Annotated in this window: 10 protein-coding genes and 1 pseudogene; 10 read left to right on the top strand and 1 reads right to left on the bottom strand. The window is 35.9% G+C overall.

Annotated elements, in window-relative coordinates; genetic code table 11:
- Nucleotides 1-213 precede the first annotated feature (213 nt).
- From truB to ACEN33_RS10560, 10 genes are all read left to right on the top strand, one after another.
- Complete coding sequence (gene truB / locus ACEN33_RS10605) at nt 214-1,122, top strand: tRNA pseudouridine(55) synthase TruB (protein ID WP_407090855.1); 909 nt, start codon at nt 214-216, stop codon at nt 1,120-1,122.
- A 17-nt stretch (nt 1,123-1,139) separates the two neighbouring features.
- On the top strand, nt 1,140-2,099 hold the full coding sequence (gene ribF, locus ACEN33_RS10600; RefSeq protein ID WP_407090854.1) for a riboflavin biosynthesis protein RibF: 960 nt from the start codon (nt 1,140-1,142) through the stop codon (nt 2,097-2,099).
- Nucleotides 2,092-2,964, top strand: a complete 873-nt coding sequence (locus ACEN33_RS10595) for a YitT family protein (protein WP_407090853.1) — start codon at nt 2,092-2,094, stop codon at nt 2,962-2,964. Before ribF ends, ACEN33_RS10595 begins: the two co-directional genes overlap by 8 nt.
- A 130-nt stretch (nt 2,965-3,094) precedes the next feature.
- A complete protein-coding gene (hrcA, locus tag ACEN33_RS10590; RefSeq protein ID WP_407090852.1) occupies nt 3,095-4,111 on the top strand; it encodes a heat-inducible transcriptional repressor HrcA in 1,017 nt (338 codons plus the stop codon).
- Between the two features lie 22 nt (nt 4,112-4,133).
- Entirely contained in the window at nt 4,134-4,706 is a 573-nt protein-coding gene (gene grpE / locus ACEN33_RS10585; RefSeq protein ID WP_407090851.1) for a nucleotide exchange factor GrpE, read from the top strand.
- Nucleotides 4,707-4,727: 21 nt separating this feature from the next.
- Nucleotides 4,728-6,554 carry a molecular chaperone DnaK gene (gene dnaK, locus ACEN33_RS10580; RefSeq protein ID WP_407095065.1) on the top strand — a complete coding sequence of 609 codons (1,827 nt, stop codon included), beginning with the start codon at nt 4,728-4,730 and terminating at the stop codon, nt 6,552-6,554.
- Nucleotides 6,555-6,661: 107 nt separating this feature from the next.
- The gene (gene dnaJ, locus ACEN33_RS10575) at nt 6,662-7,810 is read left to right on the top strand and encodes a molecular chaperone DnaJ (protein WP_407095063.1); all 1,149 of its coding nucleotides are present in this window, start codon (nt 6,662-6,664) and stop codon (nt 7,808-7,810) included.
- A 253-nt stretch (nt 7,811-8,063) separates the two neighbouring features.
- Nucleotides 8,064-9,887, top strand: coding sequence for a translation elongation factor 4 (gene lepA / locus ACEN33_RS10570; RefSeq protein ID WP_407095061.1), 1,824 nt, complete (start codon nt 8,064-8,066; stop codon nt 9,885-9,887).
- A 232-nt stretch (nt 9,888-10,119) separates the two neighbouring features.
- Nucleotides 10,120-11,796 (top strand): formate--tetrahydrofolate ligase, encoded by a 1,677-nt coding sequence (locus tag ACEN33_RS10565; RefSeq protein WP_407090847.1) that lies wholly within the window; start codon nt 10,120-10,122, stop codon nt 11,794-11,796.
- 58 nt (nt 11,797-11,854) lie between these two features.
- Complete coding sequence (locus ACEN33_RS10560) at nt 11,855-12,037, top strand: LPXTG cell wall anchor domain-containing protein (RefSeq protein ID WP_407090846.1); 183 nt, start codon at nt 11,855-11,857, stop codon at nt 12,035-12,037.
- A gap of 178 nt (nt 12,038-12,215) precedes the next feature.
- Here ACEN33_RS10560 and ACEN33_RS10555 read toward each other — a convergent pair.
- A pseudogene (locus ACEN33_RS10555) lies at nt 12,216-12,332 on the bottom strand (IS30 family transposase); the annotation flags it as partial.

The following is a 12,332-nucleotide window of genomic DNA, read 5'->3' as shown; positions in this document are numbered from 1 at the left end:
TTAGTTCCACTAAGCGAATTGGTAGAGTCTGCTTACGCAAGGTATTGAACCGCCGTGTACGGAACCGTACGCACGGTGGTGTGAGAGGTCGACTAGTCAAATAATGGCTAGTCTCCTACTCGATTTCCAATCAATTCATATAGAATAGCGGTTATGGTGGAAATTTGATATAATCAAGTGTCGAAAAGATTTTATAATAAGGAGTTAATTATGATAAATGGGATTTTAGCGGTTTGGAAACCTAGAGGCATGACAAGTCATGATGTGGTGTTTAAATTGCGAAAAATGTTAAAAATGAAAAAAATTGGACATACTGGAACGCTCGATCCAGAAGTAGATGGCGTTCTAGTAGTTTGTTTAGGAAAAGGAACTCGCTTAGTTGAATTGCTGATGGACTCACCTAAAGTATATTACGGAGAGATTACCCTTGGTATGTCAACAGAAACCGAAGATGCCCACGGTGAAGTTGTTGACCATAAAGCGGTTGTACAGCCTGTTTCAATTGAAGAAATCGATAAAGCAATGTCAACATTTGAAGGTGTCATTGAACAAATACCACCGATGTATTCAGCAGTGAAAGTGAATGGTCGAAGATTATATGAGTATGCTCGAGAAGGCTTAGAGGTGGAACGCCCAATCCGAAATACGATCATCCATTCGTTTGAACGCGATGGTCAACCCGTGTATAATCAAGAAAGTGGTACTCAATCATGGAAATTCAAAGTAGATTGCGGCAAAGGAACTTACGTTAGAACTTTAGCTGTCGATTTAGGGAAGAAGTTGGGATATCCTGCACATATGTCGAAATTAACAAGATTAGAAACAAGTGGTTTTTCAGATTTTGAGAGCTATACACTTGAAGAAATACAAACGTTAATAGATAATGAAGAAATCAATGATAAAGTGGCTACAATTGAGACAGCATTGAAGCATGTTCCCAAAACTGATTTAGACGATGAATTATATGACAAGGTAAAAAATGGACAAGTACTCTTGAAAAGCGATTTTGAGCAGGATTTTCAAGAGCCAATCGCTTTCTATTATAATGATAAAATTATCGCGCTTTATCGTCAGCATCCAGAAAAAGAACTATATATAAAACCATACAAAATGTTCGTTTAAATGAAAGGAGATTCTAAATGAAGATAGTACACTTAAGTCATCCTTACGATTCAAAAGAAATATCAAATGAACCTGTAGTCATGACTTTAGGATTTTTTGATGGCGTTCATTTAGGTCATCAAAAAGTAATAAAAAGAGCAAGAGAAGAAGCAGAAAAAAGAGGAATTAAACTAGCTCTAATGACGTTTAATCAACATCCTAGAATAGTTTATGAAGATCTTAATTTAGATTCATTTCATTACTTAACAACGAATAAGCGAAAAGCGGAACTAATGGAAGAATTTGAAGTGGAAATTTTATACATTGTTGAATATACATTCGCTTTTGGTACTCAAACGCCGCAAGAATTCGTTGAAAAGTACTTAGTCGATTTGCATACCGAAGTTGCGGTGGCAGGTTTTGATTATACTTATGGAAAAAAAGACATCGCGAATATGCAAACTTTACCCATTCATGCTGCTGAGCGCTTTGATGTCATTGAAGTTGAGGAATTAGCATCACACTTTTCCAAAGTAGCAACGACTCGAATTAAAGAACTCGTTTACCAAGGCGATATGGAGCAAGCCAACCAGGATTTGGGCTATATTTATGAAATATACGGTACAGTTATTCATGGTGAAAAAGTAGGACGTACATTAGGATATCCAACAGCTAATATCAAAGTCCCACATCCGCAACTGCTTCCTGGAATAGGCGTTTATGCCGTTGAAATTAAGATAGGCGATACTTGGCATCTAGGTAGCGCATCTATTGGTCATAATATTACGTTCTACGATAATCATGATTTAACGTGCGAAGTTTACATTTTAGATTTTAATCAAATGATTTATGGTGATAAAGTCAGAGTTAGATGGCATCATTATTTACGTGGAGAATATAAATTTAATAGTGTCGATGAATTGATCGACCAATTGAAAATTGATGAAGATAACACCCGTCTTTATTTCAAAAATCTAGGTGGTGGTCGAGATGTATAAAACAGTGATCAAAAACCTAGCCCTTGTGTTAATCGGGACATTTATCTTTTCAATCGCCGTTAATTCAATAGTCATTCCAAACCAACTTGGTGAAGGTGGCGTAACGGGTATCACACTCTTATTGTTCTATATATTTGACATTAGTCCTGCATTGAGTAACTTTATAATCAATGCGGTTATTATGTTGATCGGTTGGAGGTTTCTCGAAAAGGAGACAATCTTTTATACGATTGTCGCAATTATATCCATGTCATTATTCTTAGAATTCGTATTCCTACCTAGTTTTATTCCAACGAATTCATTATTAGGACCATTAGCCAGTGGATTTTTAATTGGATTGGGAATCGGAATTGTTATTTTAGGACACGGGACGACAGCAGGCGTTGATATTATTGCCTTAATCATTAATAAATATTTGGGCTTGCAAGTTTCTATTGCTTTGTTGATTCTTGACGTTTTGATTGTCATTCCACTAACAATTGTCATCGGTTTAGAAAAAGGCTTACTGACTTTAATATCATTATATATTACAAGTAAGATTTTAAACTTCGTCATGGAGGGGTATAATCCTAAGAAAGCGATCATGGTTGTATCAAATAAACATGATGAAATTGCTGAAGAAATTATGAAGCGAGTTGACCGTGGGATTACAGTACTAAAAGGTTACGGATATTATTCTAAAGCTGAAAAAGAAGTACTATATGTCGTTATTAATCGAATTCAGTTAATTAAAGTCCAAAGAATCATAAATGAGATTGATTCAAATGCCTTTGTAACAGTGACGGGAATTCAGCAAGTTCTAGGTGAAGGCTTCACGTTTAACCGTGACCAATCACATAATATAGAAGAAAATGAAGTAATCTAGCACTCTTAATATAAGAGTGCTATTTTTTTTGATTAATTTCTGTAAAACCCTTGACAATTATCCTAGGAGGATGTATTATAATAACAGTTAGCACTCAGATAACTTAAGTGCTAATAAGTGGGGTGAGAAAATGTTGACACCAAGGCAACAAGAAGTTCTTAATTTAATCATACAACTTTATAGACAATTTGAAGAACCCATTGGCTCAAAAACTTTACTTCGAGAGAGTTACTTAAAAGTGAGTCCTGCAACAATACGTAATGATATGGTCGTGTTAGAACAGCAAGGCTTGCTAATGAAGCCACATACTTCTAGTGGCCGTATACCATCTATTGATGGTTATCGTTATTATATTGATGGGATTATTCATCAGGAGGACAAAGAATTACCATTTCTTGATGATGACGCTAATTTTGAAGAGTTGACTCAAGCGAAACATTATAGTCCGTTACAATTAACACAACTTTGTGCAGATATATTAGTTTCATTGACTGGTTTTACAGCAGTGGTACTAGGGCAAAATAAAGAATCGCATTATTTCGAAGAATTTAAATTAGTACCAATTGATCGGACGCGTTATATTTCTATCCTTATGACAGATAAGGGGAATATAGAAAGCGAGCAAATTGAATTAAAAGTATCACTTTCAAAAGATGATATTACAAAGTTAGTTGAGATGATAAATGATGAACTCAAAGGGGTTGTACTTGAAGATGCCTATCAAAGAATGAAGTTAGGAATACCTTTATTAACTCAACGTTTAACAGGATATCAATTAGATTTCTCTCCGTTGATTGAAAAATCAATGCACCACATAAAAGGACACCGCTATTACATTAGTGGGAAAAGTAATCTCTTTGATTTAATCGATGGACAAACAAGTAGAGAAGCATTGAAAAATCTCTTTGAACTCATTGATGGTTCAAGGGAAATGCATCATTTACTTGAAGAACAAGAAGAAGGTATTAATATTTTGTTTGGTTATGAGTTTTTAGCTGATAGCTTAGCGAATATTAATCTTCTTACTGGATCGTTTGTCAATGAAAACCAAAAAATAATATTAGGATTACTTGGACCTACAACAATGTCCTATGAAAAAGTAATTGCGTTATTAGAAGTGATGATTAACAAATTATCGATTCAATAATATAAATGAAGGAGGGTGTCAATTGACAGATAACGAAAAAAATAACAATGTTGTTGATGAGTCTGTAGAAATTATCGAACCAGAGACATCAGAAGAGACAACGTCTGATACACCCGAAGTTTCTGAAGAAGAAACTCAAGAGGTATCAGAATTAGATAAATTAAAACAAGAAAACGAAGAACTAGATGACAAGATATTACGCCTACAAGCTGAGATAGCTAATATGCGTCGTATTAATTCAAGAGAAAGATCTGAAGCAGCAAAATTTAGATCGCAAAACTTAGCGTCATCACTCTTAGAAGTTATTGATAACTTAGAAAGAGCTCTACAAACGGAAACGACATCGGAAGATGGCGAAGTACTTAAAAAAGGTGTTGAAATGGTTCATAACCAATTCAAAAATGCGTTTGAAAAAGAAAAAATTGAAACAATTGATCCATTGAATGAAGAATTTGATCCAAGCTTCCACCAAGCAGTAAGTGTCATGCCTGCGGGAGAAGGACAAGAAAGTAATCATGTGATTCAAGTGTTACAAAAAGGATATCGAATTGATAATCGTGTCATTAGACCGGCAATGGTTATCGTATCAGAATAAAATTAAAAGGAGAAATGTAATATGGCTAAAATTATTGGTATTGACTTAGGTACAACAAACTCTGCTGTAGCGGTTCTTGAAGGTGGAGAAGCTAAAATTATTCCAAATCCAGAAGGTAACCGTACAACACCATCTGTTGTAGCTTTAAAAAATGATGAAATTCAAGTAGGGGAAGTTGCTAAACGTCAAGCAGTAACAAACCCAGATACAGTAAGTTCAATTAAACGTCACATGGGTGACAATTATAAAGTAACTATGGGAGATAAAGAATATACTCCTCAAGAAATCTCTGCGATGACATTACAATACATTAAAAGTTATGCAGAAGACTACTTAGGTGAAAAGGTTGATAAAGCAGTTATTACAGTACCTGCATACTTCAACGACTCACAACGTCAAGCAACTAAAGATGCTGGTAAAATCGCTGGTTTAGAAGTTGAACGTATCGTTAACGAGCCAACTGCAGCTGCTTTAGCATATGGATTAGATAAAACTGATAGCGAAGAAAAAATCTTAGTATTCGACTTAGGGGGAGGAACATTCGACGTTTCAATCCTTGAATTAGGAGACGGAGTCTTTGATGTTCTTTCAACTTCAGGTGATAATAGCCTAGGTGGAGATGACTTTGACGACAAAATTATCGAATACTTAGCAGCTGAATTCAAAAAAGAAAACGGCATTGACTTAACTAAAGATAAAATGGCAGCACAACGTCTTAAAGACGCAGCTGAAAAAGCTAAAAAAGATTTATCAGGTGTAACATCTACACAAATTAGCTTACCATTCATCACAGCATCAGATGCTGGTCCGTTACACTTAGAAACTTCTTTAAGTCGCGCTAAATTCGACGAATTAACACACGAATTAGTAGAACGTACTAAAAACCCTGTTCGACAAGCATTAAAAGATGCTGGCGTTGACAAAAACGAAATCGACCAAGTTATCTTAGTTGGTGGATCAACTCGTATTCCAGCAGTAGTTGAAGCAGTACGTAAAGAAACTGGTAAAGAACCTAATAAATCAGTAAACCCTGACGAAGTTGTAGCAATGGGTGCTGCAATTCAAGGTGGAGTTATCTCTGGTGATGTTAAAGATATCGTATTACTTGACGTAACGCCATTATCATTAGGTATCGAAACAATGGGTGGAATTTTCACTAAATTAATCGATCGTAATACAACTATTCCAACAAGTAAATCACAAGTATTCTCTACAGCAGCAGATAACCAACCAGCAGTAGATGTACATGTATTACAAGGTGAGCGTGAAATGGCTCAAGACAACAAAACTTTAGGAAGATTCCAATTAACAGATATTCCTGCAGCACCACGTGGTGTTCCACAAATTGAAGTTTCATTCGATATTGACAAAAACGGTATCGTTAACGTAAGTGCTAAAGACTTAGGAACTCAAAAAGAACAAACAATTACAATCAAATCATCTTCAGGTCTTTCAGATGAAGAAATTGATCAAATGGTTAAAGATGCTGAAGCGAACGCTGAATCAGATAAACAACGTCGTGAAGAAGCAGATTTACGTAATGAAGTAGATCAATTAATCTTTACAACTAACAAAACTTTAGAAGACTTAAAAGATAAAGTATCTGAAGAAGAAGTTAAACAAGCGGAAGCAGCTCGTGATGAGTTACAAGCAGCAATCGATGAGAACGATTTAGAAGCAATGAAAGAAAAACGCGACGCTTTAAACGAAGTTGTTCAAAACTTAACTGTTAAACTTTATGAGCAAGCAGCTGCTGAGCAACAAGCTCAAGCAGATGCTTCTGGTGAAACAGCTGAAGATGACGGTGTCGTAGATGCTGAATTTGAGGAAGTTGACGACGAAGAGTAATTTTTATAAAATGATTACATTATGATGTTAATTTTTAGCCGAGGGCATCAATACCCTTGGCTTTTTATATAAACTGACTTGCTATCATTTTAAGAAGGAGGTAGATTATGGCAGAGAAACGTGATTATTATGAAGTGCTTGGCGTATCTCGTGATGCATCTGATGCAGAGATAAAGAGAGCCTATCGTAAATTATCAAAGAAATATCATCCAGATATTAATAAAGAAGAAGGCGCGGAAGATAAGTTTAAAGAAGTTTCTGAAGCATATGAAGTACTAAGTGATTCGCAAAAACGTGCTGCTTATGATCAGTATGGACATGCGGCTAATGATCCGAACTTTGGTGGCGGATTTGGCGGTGGCTTCGGTGGTGGAAGTTATGGTGGCGCAGGATTTGGCTTTGAAGATATCTTCGAACAATTCTTCGGAGGCTCAGGTGCTTCGCGTCAAAGTCCAAACGCACCAACACGTGGAAGCGACTTACAATACCGTGTGACATTAACTTTTGAAGAAGCAATCTTCGGAAAAGAAACAACAATTAAATACAACCGTAATGAAGAATGTCATACGTGTCATGGTTCAGGTGCTAAACCAGGAACAAGTCCAGTAACATGTTCTAAATGTCATGGATCTGGAGCTGTTCAAGTAGAGCAAAACACACCATTTGGTCGTGTTATGACTCAAAGAGCTTGTGATGTTTGTTCAGGAACTGGCCAAGAAATTAAAGAGAAATGTCAAACGTGTCATGGTGCAGGAATTGAAGCTAAAGAGCATTCAGTTAAAGTAACTGTTCCAGCCGGAGTAGAAACTGACCAACAAATTCGTTTATCAGGACAAGGAGAAGCTGGTCAAAATGGTGGACCTTATGGAGACCTTTACGTAGTCTTTAGAGTACAACCAAGTGAGGAATATGAACGTGACGGAACTGAAATTTATTATGAATTACCAATTTCATTCGTTCAAGCTGCCTTAGGTGATGAAATTACTGTACCGACTGTTCACGGAAAAGTGAAATTAAAAGTACCTGGTGGTACACAAACAGGTACAAGTTTCCGACTTAAAGGTAAGGGTGCACCTAGTCTAAGAGGTAACTTCACGGGAGATCAACACGTTAAAGTGACAGTTAAAACACCTACAAAATTGTCAGAAAAAGAACGCGAATTATTCCAAAGATTAGCTGAAGAATCTGGTCAAGCGGTTCGTGCGAATAATGAAGGTGGATTTTTTGACAAAATGCGCGACATGTTCGATAAGTAATTTAATGTAAGTATTATTAGGAGGCGACTCAGGCTAGTTATTGTGCCTGAATTGTCTCCTTTTTTTTTTACTAATTTTAGATTAATGAATATCTATTACAAGATTTACTTCTCTTTTAAATTGTATTTTTATGATTAGATAATTAATTAAAAAAAGAGAGCTGGAGCCTATCAATATTCAATGTTTTTTGGTATGATTAAGTGTGAGTATTTTTGTAGGTAAGCCATTTGGCTATAAAGGAAGTGAAGGATTTATGAATATAAATGAAATGAGAGAAAGAAAAAAAAGAATAAGAAATTTCTCGATTGTTGCCCATATTGACCACGGTAAATCGACTTTAGCAGACCGTATTTTACAACAGACCCATTCTGTGGCTGACCGTGATATGCAAGCTCAATTATTGGATTCAATGGATCTTGAGCGTGAGCGTGGAATAACAATCAAATTAAATGCGATTGAATTAACATATAAAGCAAAAGATGGCGAAGATTATATCTTCCATTTAATTGATACACCTGGTCACGTCGATTTTACATATGAAGTTTCTCGTTCATTAGCAGCCTGTGAGGGTGCTTTATTAGTTGTCGATGCAGCTCAAGGGATAGAAGCTCAAACATTGGCGAATGTTTACCTAGCCTTAGACAATGATTTAGAAATTTTACCTGTAATTAATAAAATTGATTTACCTGCAGCAGATCCCGAACGTGTTCAACTTGAAATTGAAGATATTATTGGTATTGATGCATCTGAAGCAGTTCACGCAAGTGCAAAATCTGGAATTGGTATTGAAGATATTTTAGAACAAATTGTTGAGAAAGTTCCAGAACCACAAGGTGATGTGGATGCACCGCTTAAAGCATTAATCTTCGATTCGGCCTATGACAGTTACCGTGGTGTTGTTTTAAACATTCGTGTCATGGAAGGTGTATTGCGCCCGGGTGATCGGATGAAATTAATGAGCAACGGGAAAGAATTCGAAGTTGTTGAAGTAGGAATATTCTCACCATCACCAATTCAACGTGATTTCTTAATGGCCGGGGATGTTGGTTATGTCACAGCGAACATCAAAACAATTCAAGATACCCGTGTTGGTGATACCATCACATTAGCTAACAATCCAACGGAAGAAGCATTGCCAGGATACCGTAAATTAAATCCAATGGTTTATGCTGGTTTATATCCAGTTGATTCAAGTGACTATAATGATTTAAGAGAATCGCTTGAAAGATTACAATTAAACGATGCGGCACTGCAATTTGAACCTGAAACGTCTCAAGCGTTAGGTTTTGGTTACAGAACAGGGTTCCTAGGCTTATTACATATGGATGTAATTCAAGAACGTTTAGAACGTGAATTTGGCTTAGATTTGATTATGACTGCACCTTCAGTAATCTATGAAGTGGTCAAAACAGACGGTGAGACAATCATCGTGGATAACCCATCTATGATGCCAGATAACACAGAAGTTGATAAAATCTTAGAACCTTACGTTAAATCAACGATCATGGTACCAAATGATTATGTTGGAGCGGTAATGGATCTTTGTGAACGTAAACGTGGTAACTTCCTAACAATGGATTATCTTGATGAGTATCGTGTTAACGTTGTATACGAAATGCCAATGGCTGAAATCATCTTTGATTTCTTTGATAAATTAAAATCAAATACTAAAGGTTATGCGTCGTTAGAATATGAAGTGATTGGTTACAAACAATCAAACTTAGTGAAGCTTGATATTCTTCTTAATGGAGAAATTATTGATGCCTTTAGTACGATTGTTCACCGTGACTTTGCTTTCAACCGTGGAAAAGAGTTAGCAAGTAAATTGAAGGAAATCATACCTCGTCAGATGTTTGAAATTCCGGTACAAGCGACTATTGGTAATAAGGTTATTGCGCGTACGACAATTAAAGCTTACCGTAAAGATGTAACTGCCAAATTATATGGTGGAGACGTTTCTCGTCGTAAAAAACTATTAGAGAAACAAAAAGAAGGTAAGAAACGTATGAAGTCTGTCGGTAGTGTGGAAATACCACAAGAAGCTTTCATGGCAGTACTTTCTATGGACGAAGATTAATATATTTTTAAAGTAGACTTCCTTAACGGGTTGTCTATTTTTTTGCCCAAATTGCGTGAATAAGGATTAAACTAGCGTTCAATATAAAATGATAATTTAAGAAACTATTATTTTATATTGAATAAACGAATGATTGAGTATAATTAGTATAAGTTCATTGGTTATAAGCAATTGATAACGTTTTTCTATGATATACTAAACTAATTAAAACTACGAATTTAGGAGTGATTATTTGAGTCAATTAACAGATATAGATATCGCAAAGCAATCTGATAAAAAACCAATAAATGAAATTGCCAAAAAATTAGGTATATCCAAGAAAGAGTTTATACCTTATGGACATTATAAAGCCAAAATTGATGTGAATATGAATAAAGAAGAATTTGAAAAAAATAAAGGAAAACTCGTTTTGGTTACAGCTATATCGCCAACACCTGCAGGTGAAGGGAAGACAACTATGTCTGTAGGCTTAGCTGATGGTCTAGCTCAGATCGGTAAGAAATCAGTCCTGGCACTAAGAGAACCTTCCCTAGGACCTGTCTTTGGGATGAAAGGTGGGGCAGCAGGAGGCGGTTACGCGCAGGTAGTTCCGATGGAAGATATTAATCTGCATTTTACAGGTGATTTCCATGCAATTTCTTCAGCACATAACTTAATCTCTGCATTATTAGATAATCATATTCATCATGGAAACTCTTTGAATATTGATACGAGAAAGATTCCTTGGAAACGTGTCGTAGATATGAATGATCGTCAACTCCGTCATATAGTTAATGGATTAAATGGCTCAACTAATGGGGTTCCACGAGAAGATGGCTATGATATAACAGTGGCTTCAGAGATTATGGCCATCTTTTGTTTATCTGAAGATTTAATAGATTTGAAAGAGAGAATCAGCCGAATCATTGTGGCTTATACTCATGATAACCTACCTGTAACTGTCGATGACTTAAAAGGTTCTGGAGCAGTTACGGCGTTATTAGTCGATGCCTTTAAACCAAATTTAGTTCAAACACTAGAGAATACCCCAGCGTTTATTCATGGTGGACCTTTTGCTAATATAGCTCATGGTTGTAATAGTATATTAGCAACAAAACACGCTTTACATTATGGAGATTATGCTGTAACTGAAGCCGGTTTTGGTGCAGATCTTGGTGGCGAGAAATTCATTGATATCAAATGCCGTACAGCGGAGCTTGCACCTGATGCAGTCGTTGTTGTAGCAACTGTTAAGGCTCTGAAAATGCATGGCGGTGTATTAAAACAGCATCTGAATGAGGAAAATGTCATCGCAGTAAAAAAAGGACTAGTGAACTTAAAACATCATATTCAAACAATGAAAGATGTCTTTAATCTAAATACAGTCGTCGGAATTAATCACTTTTTCACCGACACAGATGCAGAAGTTCAAGTTATATTGGATGCTTGCCAAGAATGGGGTATTAAAGCATCTGTAGCGAAAGTCTGGGAACAAGGTGGTAAAGGCGCGACAGACTTAGCTCAATTAGTTGTTGAAGCTTGTGAGAATAAGACAAACATGACATTTGCCTATGACTTAGATACGACTTTAATGGATAAAATCAATCATGTAGTTCAAAAAGTATACGGAGGCAAGGGCGCAACCTACACAAATAAAGCGATGAAACAGTTAAAAAAAATTGAACAAGCTGGATTTGGTAAGCTTCCAGTATGTATGGCTAAAACTCAATATTCACTTTCAGACACAGCATCATTAATTGGCGCACCGACGGATTTTGATATTAAGATCAAAGAACTTCGACTTTCAGCTGGTGCAGGCTTTATCGTTGCAATCACTGGAACGATTATGACTATGCCAGGTTTACCAAAAAAACCGTCTGCAGAAAGTATTGATGTCGATAAGGAAGGGAATATCACTGGCTTATTTTAAGCATATTACATATAATTATTATAGTGTGATCCATTTCTTAAAGATGAGGGGTAAATTTATGAAAAAAGAAACTTTATTTAGCTTAATATTAACTATATTACTTTTTGTTCCTACTAAAGTCCAAGCAATGTCAACTTTACCTAACACAGGTGAGTCTAATAGTTGGATATTTATCTTAATTGCAGCAATTGCAGTTGTTGCTGGGATTTGGTTAGTGGTTTCATCAAGAAAGAAAAAGTAAGCTAAAGATAAGAAAGTTTAAATATTAATGCATGGTCTTTGAATTAATTCAGAGCCATGCTTTTTAATTTTTTAACTTTGAAAAGCCAATTGAATTCAGGTAGAATGGGTTAAGATTTTATGTCAGAGGAGTTATACAATGCTTAAAAAATTTTTCTCGTATTATATTCTTTGATTTGTCAAATTAAGCTAGACAAAACTGCTTCATCTAAGTAACTCAAAAATACTTCCAACGGTGTTCGGTAGTGTAAGGATTTCCGTGGAATCGTGTTCCGTTTGTGTGCAATCGATGACAC

Origin of the sequence: Ruoffia sp. FAM 24228 (assembly GCF_045528575.1) — a bacterium.
GTDB lineage: Bacteria > Bacillota > Bacilli > Lactobacillales > Aerococcaceae > Ruoffia > Ruoffia halotolerans.
Note: the sequence above shows the minus strand (reverse complement) of the source record. Positions and strands in the feature narration are given on the sequence as shown.

Excerpts from the sequence above, each read along its gene's own strand:
- ACEN33_RS10595 (WP_407090853.1), top strand. The coding sequence starts at position 2,092 with ATGTATAAAACAGTGATCAAAAACCTAGCCCTTGTGTTAATCGGGACA.
- dnaJ (WP_407095063.1), top strand. The coding sequence starts at position 6,662 with ATGGCAGAGAAACGTGATTATTATGAAGTGCTTGGCGTATCTCGTGAT.
- ribF (WP_407090854.1), top strand. The coding sequence starts at position 1,140 with ATGAAGATAGTACACTTAAGTCATCCTTACGATTCAAAAGAAATATCA.
- lepA (WP_407095061.1), top strand. The coding sequence starts at position 8,064 with ATGAATATAAATGAAATGAGAGAAAGAAAAAAAAGAATAAGAAATTTC.
- ACEN33_RS10560 (WP_407090846.1), top strand. The coding sequence starts at position 11,855 with ATGAAAAAAGAAACTTTATTTAGCTTAATATTAACTATATTACTTTTT.
- dnaK (WP_407095065.1), top strand. The coding sequence starts at position 4,728 with ATGGCTAAAATTATTGGTATTGACTTAGGTACAACAAACTCTGCTGTA.
- hrcA (WP_407090852.1), top strand. The coding sequence starts at position 3,095 with ATGTTGACACCAAGGCAACAAGAAGTTCTTAATTTAATCATACAACTT.